Origin of the sequence: Pseudomonas sp. YeP6b, assembly GCF_025642995.1 — a bacterium.
Lineage (GTDB): Bacteria > Pseudomonadota > Gammaproteobacteria > Pseudomonadales > Pseudomonadaceae > Aquipseudomonas.
This window is the reverse complement of the sequence record NZ_CP080090.1, coordinates 3,067,123-3,084,481: the sequence shown is the minus strand read 5'-3', so window position 1 is coordinate 3,084,481 and position 17,359 is coordinate 3,067,123. Positions and strand designations below refer to the sequence as shown.

13 protein-coding genes are annotated in these 17,359 nt (G+C 60.9%); 5 read left to right on the top strand and 8 right to left on the bottom strand.

Going from position 1 to position 17,359, the window contains the following annotated elements:
• Position 1 precedes the first annotated feature (1 nt).
• The 7 genes from KZH41_RS13845 to KZH41_RS13815 all read right to left on the bottom strand — a co-directional run bounded on the left by KZH41_RS13845 (position 2) and on the right by KZH41_RS13815 (position 9,773).
• Entirely contained in the window at positions 2-1,345 is a 1,344-nt protein-coding gene (locus tag KZH41_RS13845) for a 3-oxoacyl-ACP reductase (protein ID WP_263275006.1), read from the bottom strand.
• Positions 1,346-1,649: 304 nt separating this feature from the next.
• Positions 1,650-4,175 carry an acyl-CoA dehydrogenase gene (locus tag KZH41_RS13840; protein ID WP_094951958.1) on the bottom strand — a complete coding sequence of 842 codons (2,526 nt, stop codon included), beginning with the start codon at positions 4,173-4,175 and terminating at the stop codon, positions 1,650-1,652.
• 233 nt (positions 4,176-4,408) lie between these two features.
• The gene (locus tag KZH41_RS13835) at positions 4,409-5,860 is read right to left on the bottom strand and encodes an outer membrane protein transport protein (RefSeq protein WP_094951959.1); all 1,452 of its coding nucleotides are present in this window, start codon (positions 5,858-5,860) and stop codon (positions 4,409-4,411) included.
• A gap of 120 nt (positions 5,861-5,980) precedes the next feature.
• On the bottom strand, positions 5,981-6,484 hold the full coding sequence (gene praB / locus KZH41_RS13830) for an alkane oxidation protein activator PraB (protein ID WP_083358168.1): 504 nt from the start codon (positions 6,482-6,484) through the stop codon (positions 5,981-5,983).
• Positions 6,485-6,605: 121 nt separating this feature from the next.
• Entirely contained in the window at positions 6,606-7,100 is a 495-nt protein-coding gene (praA, locus tag KZH41_RS13825; RefSeq protein WP_094951960.1) for an alkane oxidation protein activator PraA, read from the bottom strand.
• 135 nt (positions 7,101-7,235) lie between these two features.
• The gene (locus KZH41_RS13820; RefSeq protein WP_263275005.1) at positions 7,236-8,516 is read right to left on the bottom strand and encodes an alkane 1-monooxygenase; all 1,281 of its coding nucleotides are present in this window, start codon (positions 8,514-8,516) and stop codon (positions 7,236-7,238) included.
• A gap of 258 nt (positions 8,517-8,774) precedes the next feature.
• Positions 8,775-9,773 (bottom strand): alpha/beta fold hydrolase, encoded by a 999-nt coding sequence (locus KZH41_RS13815; RefSeq protein ID WP_263275106.1) that lies wholly within the window; start codon positions 9,771-9,773, stop codon positions 8,775-8,777.
• A 276-nt stretch (positions 9,774-10,049) separates the two neighbouring features.
• Here KZH41_RS13815 and KZH41_RS13810 point away from each other — a divergent pair, with 276 nt between their 5' ends.
• From KZH41_RS13810 to KZH41_RS13800, 3 genes are read left to right on the top strand one after another with little or no spacing between them, the layout of a single operon-like run.
• On the top strand, positions 10,050-11,585 hold the full coding sequence (locus KZH41_RS13810; RefSeq protein ID WP_094951962.1) for a flavin-containing monooxygenase: 1,536 nt from the start codon (positions 10,050-10,052) through the stop codon (positions 11,583-11,585).
• Positions 11,582-12,472, top strand: coding sequence for an SDR family NAD(P)-dependent oxidoreductase (locus KZH41_RS13805; RefSeq protein WP_094951963.1), 891 nt, complete (start codon positions 11,582-11,584; stop codon positions 12,470-12,472). Before KZH41_RS13810 ends, KZH41_RS13805 begins: the two co-directional genes overlap by 4 nt.
• Before the next feature lie 15 nt (positions 12,473-12,487).
• Positions 12,488-13,336 (top strand): metal-dependent hydrolase, encoded by an 849-nt coding sequence (locus KZH41_RS13800; protein WP_094951964.1) that lies wholly within the window; start codon positions 12,488-12,490, stop codon positions 13,334-13,336.
• Here KZH41_RS13800 and KZH41_RS13795 read toward each other — a convergent pair.
• Positions 13,333-15,405, bottom strand: a complete 2,073-nt coding sequence (locus KZH41_RS13795; RefSeq protein ID WP_263275004.1) for a PTS sugar transporter subunit IIC/EAL domain-containing protein — start codon at positions 15,403-15,405, stop codon at positions 13,333-13,335. The two genes, KZH41_RS13800 and KZH41_RS13795, sit on opposite strands and share 4 nt — an antisense overlap.
• 285 nt (positions 15,406-15,690) lie before the next feature.
• On the opposite strand from KZH41_RS13795, the gene KZH41_RS13790 reads away from it, so the two are divergent.
• Both KZH41_RS13790 and KZH41_RS13785 read left to right on the top strand, forming a co-directional pair.
• Complete coding sequence (locus KZH41_RS13790; RefSeq protein WP_263275105.1) at positions 15,691-16,989, top strand: serine hydrolase domain-containing protein; 1,299 nt, start codon at positions 15,691-15,693, stop codon at positions 16,987-16,989.
• A gap of 37 nt (positions 16,990-17,026) precedes the next feature.
• A complete protein-coding gene (locus KZH41_RS13785; RefSeq protein ID WP_094951967.1) occupies positions 17,027-17,356 on the top strand; it encodes a DUF6388 family protein in 330 nt (109 codons plus the stop codon).
• Positions 17,357-17,359 lie beyond the last annotated feature (3 nt).

The following is a 17,359-nucleotide window of genomic DNA, read 5'->3' as shown; positions in this document are numbered from 1 at the left end:
CTCAGGCTCCCAGCAGGCTTTGGCCGCACACGCGTACGACTTGGCCGTTAACCCCGCCGGACGCCGGATGGGCCAGCCAGGCGATGGTCTCGGCCACATCAATCGGTTGCCCGCCTTGGGACATCGAGTTCATGCGCCGCCCCGCCTCGCGAATCATCAGCGGAATTTTCGCGGTCATCTGCGTCTCGATAAACCCGGGCGCCACGGCATTCACCGTGACTTGCTGCTGCGCCGCCAACGGCGCCAGGCCCTGCACCAGGCCAATCACACCGGCCTTGGAGGTGGCGTAGTTGCTTTGCCCCAGGTTGCCGGCAATGCCGGAGATCGACGACACGCACACAATCCGCCCGCCCGGGTTCAACCCTTGGCTGTGCAACAAGGCATTGCTCAGCTGCAACGGCGCTTGCAGGTTGACCGCCAGCACACTGCGCCAGGCCGCCTCGGTCATCTTGGCGATGGTTTTGTCGCGGGTGATCCCGGCGTTGTGCACAACCACGTCGAAGGCGCCGTATTGGCTGACATGCGCCTGCAACAACGCGGCGGCATCCGCGGCAGTGATGTCCAGCGCCAAGGCTGAGCCGTTCACACTGTCAGCGGCCTGGCGCAGCGCCTCCTGGGCTTGGGGCACGTCGACGCAAACCACATGGGCGCCGTCGCGGGCCAGCACTTGGGCGATGGCCAGACCAATCCCACGGGAAGCGCCCGTCACCAGCGCACGTCGACCGGCGAAGGGTTTGTCCCAGTTCACGGCGACAGCGCCGTCCACCGGTTTTTCCAGGCGCACCACTTGCCCCGACACATAGGCCGAACGGCGCGACAGGAAGAAGCGCAAGCTGCTGTCCAGGGCGTGTTCGGCACCCGGCGCGACGTAGATCAATTGCACGGTGATCGCCCGGCGCAGCTCCTTGGCCAGCGAACGCACCAGGCCTTCAAGGGCACGCTGGGCGATGGCCTGGGGCAAATCCTGGCAATGTTCCGGCGCAGTGCCGAGCACCACCACGCGGCCGTGGTGGCCGAGGCGTTTGGCGTTGGCGTGGAAAAACACGTACAGCTCATCGAGTTGCTGTAAATCGAGCACACCCGTGGCGTCAAACACTGCGCCTTGCACCTTGACGGTGGACGGCGCCTTGAGGGTCGCCGGGGTGGCGGCGACGGTGTCGGTGGCCTCGAAAATCTGTTGCACCTGCGAGGCAAGCCGCCCTGCCCCGGCGACGATCACCGGGTTGGCCAGACCTGACTGGCCGCTGCGATGACGCTGCAACGGCAAGGGTTGCGGCAGGCCGATAGCCTGGGCCAAGCGCCGGCCCCAGGGGGAATTGACGAAGGATAGGTAGCTGTCACTCATAAAAGGTCCCACTCACAAAACAATCCTGCCTTGTAAACCCGATCAACTGTGGGAGCTGGCTTGCCTGCGATACAGACGACTCGGTCTTGCCGATACACCGAGGTGATGCCATCGCAGGCAAGCCGGCTCCCACACTCAACGCGTTCATTCAGTAAACGTATTCACTCACACCACGTGCCTTGCCTTGTAAACCCGCCCCCTGTGGGAGCTGGCTTGCCTGCGATACAGGCGACTCGGTCTTGCCGATACACCGAGGTGATGCCATCGCAGGCAAGCCGGCCTCCACAGGTGGACCGCGCTTCTCCTAGTTCACCGAGGCGTTTTCGCCTTGGGGGGTGCGGCGTTTGGCCTTGGGCTCCAGCGCTTGCTGACGCTGCTGCAACGCTTCGAGCAAGCCGAAATCCTGCGGGAAGTCGTCGACTTGAATGCCATGGTCGGCGTATTCCACATAGCGCCCCAGCAAGCTATCTTCCTCGTCACTGATCAAGTCCAGCGCCCGCGCTTTGACGCGCCAGCCGGTGAAGGCCGTGGCGCAAATCGGCATCGGTTCGATCAGGCCTTGCTTGACCGCCGACTTGAGCCGCGCTTCGATCAGTTCTACCTGCGGCAACAAGCGCAAGCCCAATTCGCCGTAAGCCAGCTTGTCGATTTCCGGGCGTGGGATGTAGGAGTTAGCCAGCAACCGGTCGCGGGTTTCGCCTGGGGTTTGCACCACATCCGCCACTTGCGCCAGCAAGCGATCCGAGGGTTTACGCAGTGGAATACCGAACGGGAAACTCAAACCGCGCACCACGACTGCAGCGGCTTTGGAGGGGTAGTTATCGAGCACTTCGGCCAGGGCTTCATGGGCACGCAACAGCGCGTCTTGGGCCGACCAGTGCACCAGCGGCAGGTCTGCCTGGGGCCGTCCGTCATCCTCAAAGCGCTTGAGCACGCAGGACAGGATGTACAGTTGCGACAGAATATCCCCCAGGCGCCCGGTGATACTTTCCTTACGCTTGAGCGCACCGCCGAGTACGCCCATGGACACGTCCGAGATCAACGCCAGCACCACCGACAGCCGATTGGCCTGGCGGTAGTAGGACGCCAGCGCCGGGTCGGTCTTGGCCGGTGCGGAAAGCAGCCGCCCGCCGGTCAGCGAATGCACCGCCGCGCGTACGGTATTAGCCAGCACAAAGCTCACATGGCCGAACATCGCGCTGTCGAATGCCTCCAGCGCCTTGCGCCGGTCCGGGTTGCGCGCGGCTTCCATCTCGCGGAACACATAGGGATGGCAGCGGATCAGGCCCTGACCAAAGATGATCAGGCAACGGGTCATGATGTTCGCGCCCTCCACGGTGATCGCAATCGGGCTTTGCTGGTAAGCGCGGGCCAGGAAGTTATTCGGCCCCATGCAGATACCCTTGCCGGCGACGATGTCCATGCCGTCGTTGACGATGATCCGCGCGCGCTCGGTGACGTGGTATTTGGCGATGGCCGAGATCACCGAGGGTTTTTCGCCGGCATCCAGGGACGCCACCGAGACCTTGCGCACCGCATCGCAGGCATACAAATGCCCGGCCATGCGCGCCAATGGCGCCTGCACGCCTTCGAACTTGCCGATGGGCAGGCCGAACTGTTTACGCATCGCCGCGTAGGCGGTGGTGCCGCGCACCGCGACTTTGCCCAGGCCGACGTTGGCCGAGGGTAAGGAAATCGCCCGCCCGGCTGCCAGGCATTCCATCAACATGCGCCAGCCATTGCCGACCTGTTCGCGGCCGCCGATGACCCATTCCAGCGGAATAAACACATCCTTGCCGGTGGTCGGGCCGTTCTGGAACACGGCGTTCAGCGGCCAGTGACGACGGCCGCTGTTCACACCTGGGTGGGACGTTGGAATCAACGCGCAGGTAATCCCCAGCGAGCCCGCCTTGCCGAGCAAACCGTCCGGGTCTTCGGCACGAAACGCCAGGCCCAGCACCGTGGCGATGGGCCCAAGGGTGATATAGCGCTTGTCCCAAGTCACTTTGAAACCCAGCACTTCCTCGCCTTCGTGCACGCCTTTGCAGACGATGCCCAGGTCAGGAATCGCCCCGGCATCGGAACCGGCATAGGGGCTGGTCAGCGCAAAGCAGGGAATGTCTTCACCCCGCGCCAGGCGCGGCAGGTAGTAATTGCGCTGGGCATCAGTGCCGTAATGCAGCAGCAGTTCAGCCGGGCCCAGGGAGTTGGGCACCATCACCGAAATCGCCGCCGCCGAGCAGCGCGTCGACAGTTTCATCACCACTTGCGAATGCGCATAGTGGGAGAAGCCTTTGCCGCCGTACTGCTTGGGAATGATCATGCCAAGGAACCCGGCGTCCTTGGTGTATTGCCAGCCTTCGGGGGACATGTCCTGCCAGACCTGGGTGGTTTCCCAGTCGTTGGCAATGTCACAGAGGGTCTCGACCTCGTTGTCGAGAAAGGCTTGTTCTTCAGCGCTGAGGCTGGCCGGTGCGGCCTTGAGCAGGCGGTCCCAGTTGGGTTTGCCGCTGAACAGCTCGGCATCCCACCACACGGTGCCGGATTCGATCGCGGCGCGTTCGGTGTCGGACATGGCCGGCATGATTGTACGAAACAGGCCCAGGGCCTTGCTGGTCAACAACGCGCGGCGCAGGGGCTTGATCGCCAGCAGCAACGCGGGCAACACCACCAGTATCGCCGCGACGGTGGCGCCAAACCCGGCCACCACGTTGAACAGGTAACCCGCCGCCAGCCAGATAAGGCCAGCGCCCAACCACAGGGCGGCGACGGCTTGTCGATACGCCAGGGCAATCGCTGCTGCGAAGCCCACCAATAACCAGATAACCATGGGGATACCTCTACTTGATTCAGGGCGTGGCCGATGCGCAGGTCACTCGAAATGAGCGGTGGCGCAAGACCACACTACAAACTTGAAAAGCTAAATTCAAATTATGTTTTGAAATTTTTATTTAATGTTTTCGCGCAACAATAACGGGCTGAACGCGTCAGCCTGCTTGAACAGCAATCAGGGGGTTAAGCCGCGAGCACCTAGATGCGCTGGGTGCCCGGGCCGCAATGGTTTTAGAACTTGTAGGTAGCAGACAGACTGACGATGTCGCCTGAAGACTCAGCCGTACCGTCTAGTCGACCGCCACCAAGACGATCAACGTTTTGGGTTTTGATGTTGACCTTCTCGACAAACTGGTGCGAATACGCGGCATCCAGCGTCAAGCCCGGAATGGCCTTGATGTCGTAACCCGCACCCAGCGAGGCAAAGTAACGATCGCCGTCCGGGATACGTGGGTCACGCGTCGAGTTGCGCGTGGGGGTTTGGTCATACGCCACACCGGCCCGCAGGGTCAGCTCATCCGTGGCCTTGAAATCGCCACCCACGGAGTACATCCAGGCATCCCGATAGTTGTAAGGAATGGCAACGATCGTCGAGCCCTCGGACTTGAGTGTCAGGTCCTTGAAGGACGACCATTGCGTCCACATGGCGCTGAGACCCAAGGTCCAACGGTCGTTGAACTGGTGCACCCAGTCGATCGCGGCAGTCGCCGGAATATCCAGCTGAGTGCTGGCATTGGCGCCGTTGGGGTACAACTTCAGCCCAGGGTACGCCGTTTCGACCAGCGTCTTACCGGTACCGAAGACGGTGTCGTCGGTCATCAAGCCGTTGTTCAACGCATCAGCCCGGATGTTGTATTTACCGGTCAGCTTGTTTTTGATTTTAGCGTGGTAGTTAAGGCCCAACGAGTCTTGGTCAGTCGGTTTCCAGACAACGCCAGTAAACCAGCCAACGGAGACGTTATCGACCTTGACGCGCATCAGCGCGCTGCCGACGCCCGACGGAAACGCCCCATTGCCCAAACCGGGAGAGACCGACGCAGCCGAAAACAGATCGATGTTCTGGCTGACGAAGCCTTGGCTACGCTGGACGATCATGCCACCACCGATGGAGAAGTCGTCACGCACTTTGAACGATAACGACCCCGTCAAGCCGACGGTTTCGATTTTGGTGTCGACGGCGAAGTCGCGAAACTTGGAGTTTTCATTCCAAGTGGTACGCATCCCTTGTGGCACGACCTGACTGAGGCCGAATGCAAAACGGTCACCCATCGGGATGACCAGAAAACCGGTCGGCAACCAGGCGGTGAAACCGCCCTGGCCACCGTCATTGTTGTTGACGACTGCCGTACTCGGATCAAAGCTGGCATCGGGCATCACGGCGGTATTGGAGACTGGGTTGCCGGCGTAGTCGTAAGCCTGGCCGCTGTATTTGATCTTCACACGCGCATAGTCGACGGTCTGTTGAACCACGGCTTGGTCAACAAATGCCATGGCCGCCGGGTTGTTGTAAGCAGAACTTGGGTCGTTCTTGAACAGAGAACCGCCGCCGAACGCCCGCCCCCACCCAGGGGCACCGTAAGTCGGCGTGGAGAAACCACCCGCCTGCACGGGCGCTGTCGTCATCAGCCCCCCCAGTAATGCCAGCCCCAGCAGTGTTTGAGCCTGTTGTTTCTTAGTGATCATGCGGCACTCCTTATTATTATGCGCTCCCGGTATTGCCGGGTTTCCACGTCAGCCGGCACCTCTTGCGAGACACCGGCCTTTCATCGGGAGATCAACCCTTTGTCCTGCGACGCGCGCCCTTTATGGGTTAACGGTCAGACCGGCGGCAGTAGTGGTCAGCGATACAATGTTGCAGCCGCCGCTCAGCGCCTGGTTAGCCGCGGTGAGGGTGTGAGTCGCAGCGTTCCAGGCCACACTGATGGTGGAAGGGCCGCAATCGGTGGCTGGGATAACGATGGACTTTTTGATGGTGTAACCCACGTTCTCCACCTGGCCTGTAGTGCCCGACAATGCGGTCAGCTTCCAGCCTGGCGACGGGATGCTTTTGAGGGTTGGCAACGAGCAGAGGCCACCACCGGTCAGGGCGGCATTGTTGATAGTGGCAACGCCGCCACTCACATTACCGCTGAAGGTAATACCGCACGTCACAGAGCCCCCGAATGAAGACGGTGACTGCACGACGATGGAGCCTGCGGTGGTGGTAAAAGGACCTTCCGGGCTGATCGAAGCCGCGCTGGCCAGCGAAGCAGCACCCATGCAAACAGTCAGAGCAGTCAACGACACGAGAGTTTTCAAGCTTTTCATTGTTTTTCCTCACATGTTATGGCGAGTCATTTCGCCAGGGGTAATGGCCATGATCGAGAGGTCACGGTGAAACTGCAGAACTTCCCTTTCCAGCCAAATCTCAATTCAATTACCGCACCGTTTATTCGACCACTTTGAAGGTCGGCGGCATCTTGATCGACACTGTCTTGATCGTGCAGTCTTCGCCAATCGGCACATTGACGGCTTCCAACTTGCCGGTGGCGTTATCCCAAGTACCGTCGGCGGTTGAAGGGCCGCACTTGCCGCCCAGGCCAAAGGCATGAACATCCACGCTGATCTTCGACATGGAGCCGCTCTTGGTATCCTTGGCAACTAATACCCAAGGCAAGTTGATGGCTTCGACGCGGCTGCACTTAAGGCCGCCGTCAAATTCAACTTTATCGACATTCACCGATGAACCATCGGCCGCGACCTTGCCAGCCACCTTGATGGTGCAGTCGGCGCTGATCAGCGCGCCCTTGGAAAAGCTGATCGGCCCCTGGGCCGTAAAGGCGCTGCCGGCAGGCTCTATACGCGCGGCCTGGGCCTGGTGGTAGACAATCAGGCCCAGGGCGGCCAATACGACATGGGCGGTGAACTTGGCAGGGCTTTGCATAATGTACGTCCTTCCCTTGAAATTATTGTTGTTCGGGTCAAACCACTTTCTTGCAACTAAACCGCTAAACCTTGGGCGATGAAAACCTGCGCGATACACAGATCCCGAGTTCGCCCATCCTGTTTTTAAATCAGATCAAAACGGCCTGGCACTGTTGCTGTACTTCTCCAGGTACTTCAAACGTTGTGACGGTTGAAGATTAGCCAGGCTGATATCACCGGCGTAATGATTGAGTACCCGATGGTCCATGCGGCGTCGCCACAAGTACGGCACATAGGCCCAGACAATCATGCTCGCGTAGCCATAAGGCAGTTGCGGCGACTCATCAAAGTGGCGCAACGACTGATAACTACGCGTGGGGTTAGCATGGTGATCGGAATGACGCTGCAGTTGGAACAGAAAGATATTGGTCACGATCCGATTGCTGTTCCACGAGTGCCGTGGCGAGCAACGCTCATAACGGCCGTTGGGCAACTTCTGGCGTTTAAGCCCGTAGTGCTCCACGTAGTTGACCACTTCCAGTAACGAGAACCCATAAATGCCCTGGATGATCAGGAACGGAATCACTGCCGCCCCCAACCAGGCAATCATTGCGCCCCACAACACCACGCTGTACATCCAGGCGCTGAGCACGGCGTTCTTCCAGTGCAACGCCGGCAGGCCGAGTTTGCGCAGGCGTTCGCGCTCCAAGTTCCAGGCCGAGACGGCGCTGAACCACACCGAGCGCGGCAGGAACGCCCAGAAGCTTTCACCCAGGCGCGAGCTGGCCGGGTCTTCCGGCGTGGCCACGCGCACGTGGTGGCCACGGTTGTGTTCGGTGTAGAAGTGCCCGTAGAAGGTCGGCGCCAACGTAACTTTGACCAGGAACACTTCCAGCGCCTTGGGCTTGTGCCCCAGCTCGTGGGCGGTGTTGATCGCAATGCCGGTGGCGGCACCGGTGGACATCGCCATGCCCAGGTAAGTGAACCAGGTGATTTCGCCGTGCAACTCGGTGCGTGCGGTCATAAACGCGGCGGTTTTGGCCAGCCAGCTGGATGGTTCGAGGGTGGCGGTGGCGTTGAGCAGGCCGCCGTTGATGATCCAGTCGATACCGCCGGCAGCCAGCCAGCCGGTGATCACCACGGAGGCGATCACAAACAGCACGCCGGTGTAGACGATCCAACGGTAATAGCTTTGCGATTCAAGGTTGCTGACGGCAGATTCGGGTGGGTTGCTGACGTCTTCGCCGAGCAGGCCGTCGATCAAGGGGATGAAACCAAAGATCACCAGTACGCCAACCCACCACAGTTGCTGCACGCCGGTGGTAATGGCCAGCGCGCCGGAAAGCAATGGGGTTGCCAGGGGCATGATGCCCAGCCACCAAAGGTGACGTTTGCCGTCGGCCCAGACGGTCGGAGTTACCAGAGTCTGATTCATGGCAGCCTCCGAACGAGACAGATTGGAGATGCGATAAAAGGCGTTTTTTTCATTATTTTATTCGCTCTTAGGCATTTCAAAAATCGTTTCAAATTTCACATTGAAATAATTTTTTTAAATAAATAGCGCGGAATCGTTAGGTCGTCAACTAGTTTCTCGAAGGCTTTTTGACGTGACCGGGCAGTCTCTTTTTCAGCCATCTGGTCAGGTGTCTAAAGCAGGCATCGACGCCGTTGAACCGCGAGTCGGGTAGCACAATTATTTACTCGCCAGGGCAAACGGCGGGTGCAACACGGTGGCACTTTCTACCGGCCTGACGCGCTTGGCGACCTGCTCCACCACGGCCACCACGCGCTCTGTGGCGGTGATCGGCAACATATGCCCACGGCCCTCCACCACCTGCAGCTTCAGCCCAGGCACCTTGCTGGCCAGGGCCTGGCCGTGCTTCTGGAAGTCCAGCACCTGGTCGCGCGCGCCATAGATCAGGCCGATCGGCAGGGTCAGTTGCGGGTAGCGCTTGACCATGTCCGGCAGGTGATCGTTGACCGTGTTGATCTCGGTGGAGGCGGCGTAGAAGTTGGTTGGGCGCATACCCAGCAACCCGCCACCGCGCGTGGCGAAGTCCGCCGGCGCGGCATCAGGGGCGAACACGCCCTTCACGACCGAACCTTTGGTCAGCAGGCCAACGGGCATGGTCAGCGTGTGTGACACCCAGCGCCGCAACCACGCCGGGCGCACCGCCAGGGACAGGAACACCAGCGGCAGCAGGCGTTGGGGATGGGTCAGCGGCGCCACCAGGATCAACCCGGACACCGCGTGGGGATGGTCAAGCGCCAGCGCCAAAGCAAGCGCCCCGCCGAGGGAATGCCCCAGCACCAGCGGTTTATCCAGGTCCAGGGTCTTGATAAACGCAGCGATTTGCCGAGCCTGGCCCGGCAGGTCTGCCGCCGTGCCGTTGTGGCGCGTGGAATAGCCCGACCCCGGACGATCCAGCGTGATCACCCGAAAATGCTCACGCAACTGGCCGGACAAGGCATACGTCAAGTTGCGACTGCTGCCCATCAGCCCGTGAATCATCACCAGCGGCGGGCCCTTGCCTTCCTCTACATAATGAAAGCGCTCGCCATCGACCTCGACAAAACGCCCGTTGATCGGCACACAGGCTTCTATGCGCCGTGTCATCCAGGCACTGAAGCCCCATAACACCACGCTCGCCCCCGCCAATACGCCCGCAGCGACAACCCATTCAACCGCCATAGCTTGGCCCTCTGCTTCCCTGCTGCTGGCGACCCGACCGGTATTGATCAAGGCCTCAGCCATCGTCCACACCTTGGACCTAAACTTCATGCAACCCGTGCTCGTCCGTCGGACAAGTCGCACATGAGGAACAAGGTCCTAGCGTAGGCGATATTTTCAGGTAGATTATTTAAAATCTTTTTTAAAATAATTAATTCATTTTTCCTTTGCAATGGTGTTCTATCTAAAAGACAAAACAAAAACAGGAGCACATCTGATGCCCAAGAGGGACAACTCATGAATGCCCACAGCGACTCAATCGACATCGCCATCATCGGTTCAGGGTTTGCCGGCCTGTGCATGGCGATCAAACTCAAGGAAGCCGGGCTCACCGACTTCTTTGTCGCCGAACAGGCCGCCACACTCGGCGGCACCTGGCGCGACAACCATTACCCGGGTTGCGCTTGCGATGTGCAGTCCCACGTGTACTCGTTTTCGTTTGCACCAAACCCGGACTGGACCCGCCAGTTCGCGCCCCAGGCAGAGATCCGCGCGTACTTGGAGCAATGCGCACAGCGTTTCGAGCTGGCGCCCTACCTGCGTTTCGGCATGGGCCTGCAACGAGCAGTGTTTGATGAGCAGCAGCAACGCTGGCAATTGAGCTTCAGCGATGGCCGCCAAGTCAGCGCGCGGGTGCTGGTGTCGGGCATGGGCGGCTTGTCGCGCCCGGCGCTGCCGGATATTCCTGGGCTGGACAGCTTCAAGGGCAAAAGCTTCCACTCCCAGCACTGGGACCATGACTATTCATTGAAAGGCAAACGCGTGGCGGTGATCGGCACCGGCGCCAGCGCTATCCAGTTCGTGCCGCAGATCGCGCCGCAGGTGGCGCACCTGGACCTGTTCCAGCGCACGCCGCCGTGGATCATGCCCAAGCCCGACCGCAAGATTTCGCGCCTTGAGCGCTGGGCCTTCAAGCACCTGCCCTTCACCCAGCGCCTGGTGCGCGGGGCGTTTTATTGGGCGCTGGAAGGCCGCGTGGTCGGCTTTGCCCTGCACCCACGGCTGATGAAGATGGTGCAGAAAATCGCCCTGCGGCACCTGCGCAAACAAGTGGCGCGCCCTTCTCTGCGTAAAACCCTGACGCCGGACTACACCATCGGCTGTAAGCGCGTGCTGATCTCCAATGACTATTACCCGGCGTTGTCACGCAGCAATGTCGAGGTGGTGACCGACAAGGTGCTGCGCATCGAAGCTGACGGTGTGATCACCGCCGACGGCATCAAGCACCCGGCCGACTGCCTGATTTTCGGCACCGGGTTCCAGGCCACCGACCCGCTGCCCCGCGATTGCATCATCGGCCGCGACGGCATCGACCTGATGGATGCCTGGCGCGATGGCGCCCACGCCTACAAAGGCACCACGGTGCCGGGCTATCCGAACCTGTTCCTGATTGTCGGGCCGAACACCGGCCTTGGGCATAACTCGATGATTCTGATGATCGAAGCCCAAGTCACCTACATCCTCGATGCCATTGAGCACATGCAGCGCCAACGCATCGCCACCGTGGACGTCAAACCCGCCGTGGAGCTGGCCTACAACCAGCAGTTGCAAGCCAAGCTCAAGCGCACCATCTGGAGCACCGGCGGTTGCCAGAGCTGGTACCTCGACCCGCGCACCGGCAAAAACACCACCCTGTGGCCCGGCTCGACCTGGCGCTTCAAGCAGGTCACGCGGCACTTCGCCCTCAAGGACTACCTCGCCCACCCACTGCCTGCGCCGACACCTCGCGCGGTTCCGGCGCCCCACTCCACCGCAGAAGGCAGCCTGTCATGAAGTCATTCAACGGCCGCGTAGCGGCCATCACCGGCGCGGCGTCCGGCATGGGTCGCGCACTGGCACTGGCGCTCGCCCGCGAAGGTTGCCACCTGGCCCTGGCGGACAAGAACAGCCAAGGGCTGGAACAGACCTTGGCGCTGATCAAGACCTCGACGCTGGCGCCGGTAACGATCACCACCCAGGTGCTGGATGTGTCCGACCGCCAAGCCATGCAGGATTGGGCGGCACGCTGCGTGGCGGATCACGGCCAGGTCAACCTGATCTTCAACAACGCCGGCGTGGCGCTGTCGAGCACCGTCGAAGGCGTGGACTATGCCGACCTCGAGTGGATCGTCGGCATCAATTTCTGGGGCGTGGTGCATGGCACCAAGGCGTTCTTGCCGCACCTCAAAGCCAGCGGCGACGGCCATGTGATCAACACCTCCAGCGTGTTCGGCCTGTTCGCCCAGCCTGGCATGAGCGGCTACAACGCGACCAAATTTGCGGTGCGCGGCTTTACCGAATCCCTGCGCCAGGAACTCGACCTGCAACGCTGCGGGGTGTCCGCCACCTGCGTGCACCCCGGCGGTATTCGCACCGATATCTGCCGCAGCAGCCGTATCGACGCGAACATGACCGGCTTTCTGATCCACAGCGAGCAACAGGCCCGCGCCGACTTCGAAAAGCTCTTCATCACCGACGCCGACCACGCCGCCAAGGTCATCCTGCAAGGCGTGCGCAACAACAAACGCCGCGTGCTGATCGGCCGCGATGCGTATTTTCTCGACCTGCTCGCCCGCTGCCTGCCCGCCGCTTATCAAGCCCTGGTGGTGTTCGCCAGCAAGCGCATGGCGCCCAAACAGCGCACGCCGGTGTTTGAAACCAACGACGAACCTCGTCTCTAAACAGGAGCACGTACGATGCTACCCATCCGTCGCGATATCCGTTTTGCCTTGCCTGCCGAGCGCATCAAGGACTGGCATGAACAAGGCCCGTTCATCACGCACTTCTTCAACGCGTTGTCGCTGCTGTTTCCCCAGGGCGAGCTGTTTTTCATGGACAGCGTGCGCCACTACCGCGATCGCATCGACGACCCTGAGCTTAAAAAAGAGATCCAGGGGTTTATCGGCCAGGAAGCCATGCACAGCCGCGAACACGTGGCCTACAACGATCATTTGCAAGCCGCGGGCCTGCCGGCGCACACCCTCGACCGACGCCTGAAATTCATCCTCGACCTGCAGAAAAAACACCTGCCGCCCTCGTTCAACCTGGCGGTCACCATCGCGCTTGAGCACTACACGGCGATGCTCGCGGAAATCCTGCTGAGTGACCCTTCGCGTTTTGGCCAATCACTCAAAGGCTACCAGCAGATGTGGCACTGGCACGCCCTGGAAGAAACCGAACACAAAGCCGTGGCGTTTGACGTGTGGAACACGGTGATCAAGCCGGGGCCTGGGCGCTACCTGTTGCGCACCGGCACCATGCTCGTCACCAGCGTATTCTTCTGGCTGGTGGTACTGGATTTCCACCTGCGCCTGCTGATTGCCGACCGCAAGGCTGGCGGGCACGTGAAGGGCTTCTGGCGCATGCTCAAGTTTCTGTACGGCCCCAAGGGCGTGTTCCCGCGCATGCTGCGGCCGTGGCTGCACTACTTCAAACCGGGCTTTCACCCCTGGGACCACGACAACCGCGCGCGCTTGGCGGGGATCGATCGGTTAGTCGAAGAGATCGAACAGACCCAGCGCGAATACGCGGCGCAGCCGGGTTAAACCTGAGCCGCCGCGCGTTCGCGCACAAAGCGCTGCAACTGATCGCCGGGCAGTGCCTTGCTGAAATACCAGCCCTGAATGAACAGCTCAGTGCCGGTATTCAAAAACGCCAACTGCTCGGCGGTCTCTACGCCTTCGACCACCACGCCCAGGTTCAGCGCCTCGCAGAAACGCAGCATGCCGGTGAGCACCTGGGCGCCCTTGGGGTCGCGCTGGGCCACCACGAAGCTGCGGTCGATCTTGATGAAATCCACCGGAAACTGGTGCAGATAACTCAAGGCGGAAAACCCGGTGCCGAAGTCGTCGATATACACCTTGGCGCCAATGGCCTGGAGTTTCTGGATGGTCTGGCGCGTGGCCTGGACGTCGCCGACCAGCGCGTCTTCGGTGATTTCCACCGACACCTGGCCATGGGCCTGGGCGAGGATCTCCACCAGGCGATCCGCGTAGGCAGCGTCCGTCAGCGTGGCGCTGGAAACATTGATGGTCATCGGCAAAGCAAAGCCCCCCTTGCGCCACTTTTGGTACTGGCGCACCGCCTGGGACGCCACCCACACATCCACGTCCGGCATCAACCGCGCCTGGGCCAACCACTGCAGGAACTCCCAAGGTGAATGCACCGTGCCCTGGCTGTCCCGCGCGCGCATCAGGGCCTCGCACCCCGTGCACAGGCCGGTGCGGGTAGAGATTTGCGGTTGAAATTCGAGGTAGAACTCGTAGTCGCTGATCTGCTGGATGCGGCTCAGCGCCACGGCCTGTTGGGCCAGGATCTTGTGCGACGCCAACACCGCGTCCAGCGCCAACAGGCGGCCTTTCTCTTCGAGGCCACGGAAGGTCATGTCCAGCGATTTAAGGTAAACCGTGCCGCCCTCGCTGGACTGGCGCTGAATCGCGCGTACGTACGGCGCGTACACCAGCGTGCCGAGGCCCAATAGCGCGACTTGCAGCACCACTGCCGCCACATCGCCATGGGTGCTGAGGTAGGCATTGAGCAGCACCGGCGCGGTAAACGGCACACTGGCCACCGCCGGTGAGACCCAGCCCAGTTGCACCACCGCCAACGCCACCATGGTGTTAAGCGCCGGCACCAGCAAAAACGGGATGAACAGACGCGGGTTAAGGATGATCGGCAACCCAAACAGCAGCACTTCGCTGACGTTGAACAACGACAGCGGCAAACTGGCCATCGCCAGCAAACGCATGGACTGGCTTTTAGAGAACAGCAGGATCGCCACCAGCAGGCACAACGCCCCGCCGGAGCCACCGATAAACGCGAAACTGCCCAGCAAGCCACTGTTGAGCAGGTACTTGATCGGTTCACCGGCCGCCAAGGCCGCACCGTTAAGCACCACCGCCTGGTCGAGTACATCGAACAACGGCTGCATGGCGTACACACCGTGAATGCCGAAAAACCACAGCAGCGAATTCATCAAGGTCACAAACAAGCCGCTGCCATACGGCGTTTGCAAGGCGTCGAGCACCTGCGGGCCTTGCAGTTGCGCCACATAAGGGATTTGCAGCAGCAACGACAGAATGACCACCAGCAACAAGGCGGTGATGGCGCCGGGCACCACCATATTGATGGTGCCGCGCAGGTTGTGGCCGACCAGGTCCTCGTTGACCAGACGCGTCCACCGAAACCGATGCAGCCAGGCAATCGCCGGCACATTGAGCAGCGGCGAGGCGATGGCGATAAACAAGACAAAGGTGGCCGAAGCGCGCGGGTAATCACGCAACACAAACGTGGCGACCACCACATGGGCCAGGCACAAAAACGCGACGGGCAATTGGGGCAGGCGGTGCTGGATCGCCAACATATAACCAATCGAGGCAGCGACCAGCAGCGGGATCACTGAGCTGATTTGGTTGTGCAGCCCAGACAGAAAGGCCACCACCTGCGGATCGACCCCCAGCACCCTGGCGCATTCGGAAAGGATCAGGAACCCGGCCGACACCAGCAGGCACGGCAAAATCCACAACAAGCCTTCACGGATGGCACGCAACGATTCGGTGCTGGCCAAGGCAGCCAGACGTTGCGTGAGGAAAAGTTTGAACAGCGTTTGCGCCATGCTCCGTCCCTCTGTTCCTCTGCCCATCGCTCTGTGCCTCTGCGCCCATGGTAGGCAAGCCCGAAAACCCTGGTTAACGCTACACGCCCTGATAGCCTGCGCGAAAGGTTTTTACCGGCTCGTCAGTAATTATTTAGAATTGATTTTGCCCGTTGATGCTTGTCGGTTACCGAGTGTTAGCCCATCCTTTGCCGCGTGACTCTCGAACGGACCCGAGCTCAGGCCTTGCTCCGTGTGCATTTTGCGACACCAAGGAGCTTGGCGATGCGCCCCATCCTGCCCCTCATGAGCTGCGCGCTGCTGGTTTTTTCGAGCTGTGCCGTCAACGCCGGCGCTGAGCAATTTCCCGACGCCCAAGCCAGTGACCCTGCCCGCCTCAAGTGGATGGTCGGCGCCCCGCCGCCGCCGGACAAAACCCTGCGTTTTGAAGATGGCAGCTACTTTCGTTTCCCGGCCTTGCGCTGGAGTGTGGCGAACTTCCGTCAGCTGATGCCCACCGTCAATGTGTCGCGGGGGCTCGCGGCTGCATCGGCGCTGCCGCAGCGTATTGACCCGCGCATCGAAGCGCTGCCCATAGTGCCCATCGGCGCCGACCAACCGCTGACCTGGCGCCAGACGCTGGAGGCCACCTACACCGACGGCATCGTGGTGTTGCACCGAGGGGCCGTGGTGTATGAGCGCTACTTCGGGGTACTCAAGGAAGACGGGCAACATGCGGCCATGTCCGTGACCAAATCAGTAGTCGGCACACTGGGCGCGATGCTGGTGGCCGACGGCACCCTCGATGCGGGTAAAAAGATCGCCGACTATGTGCCCGAACTGGCCCAGTCCGCATTCGGCAGCGCCACGCTGCGCCAGGTATTGGACATGACCACCGGCCTTGACTACAACGAAGACTACGCCGACCCCAACGCCGGGATCTGGGCGTACCTCCAAGCCGGTAATCCGCTGCCCAAGCCCAAGGACTACATGGGGCCGCGCAACTACTTCGAGTTCCTGCAAACCGTCAAGCCACGCGGCGAACATGGTCAGGCGTTCAGCTACAAAACCGTGAACACCGACGTGCTCGGCTGGGTGATCGCCCGCGCTACCGGGCGCAACGTTGCACAGTTGCTCAGTGAACGCATCTGGAGCCGGCTGGGCAGTGAGCAGGACGCGTATTTCAGCGTCGACTCCATCGGCACACCGTTCGCCGGTGGCGGCTTGAACGCAGGCCTGCGGGACATGGCGCGCTTCGCTGAAATGTTGCGCAATAACGGCCGCGTCAACGGCGAGCAAATCGTCCCCGACAGCGTGGTGAAAGACATTCGCCAAGGTGGCGACAAGCACGCGTTTGCCCAGGCCGGTTACAGCCAATTGAAAGGTTGGAGCTATCGCAACATGTGGTGGGTCACCCACAACCCGGATGGCGCGTTCATGGCCCGTGGCGTGCATGGCCAAAGTGTTTACATCGACCCGGCGGCCGAAATGGTGATTGTGCGCTTCGCCTCCCACCCGGTTGCGGCCAATGCCGCGAATGACGGGGTGACGTTGCCGGCGTATGAGGCAATCGCGCGCTACCTGATTGCAAACCCAGGGGCATGACCCCATTGAGTCAATTCACTTAAACGGGAGCAAGCCCTTGTCAGAACCCGGTGATAATCACCAACGTGCCCTGGATCGGTTCTTAAGCGAACATCCGGATGTGGCCACGCAGCTCGATACCCTCAACCCCTTGGCCGCGCAGGCCAAGGGTGAAACCCAGGCGCAGTATCGTGCCGAACGCCTGCACGAAGCCTTCGAGGCCGAGGCTGAGCGCCAGGGCCTGTTTGCCTGGGAGCTGACCCTCAAGTTGACGGCCGAGACCCCCGAAGCCTTCGAGGCCCAACGCCTGGAAGTGCACAAGGAAGTTGCGCAGATGGCGGGGTTGAGCTGGGCTGAATACTGTCAATTGCATGGCTTGGCTGGGTGAGCT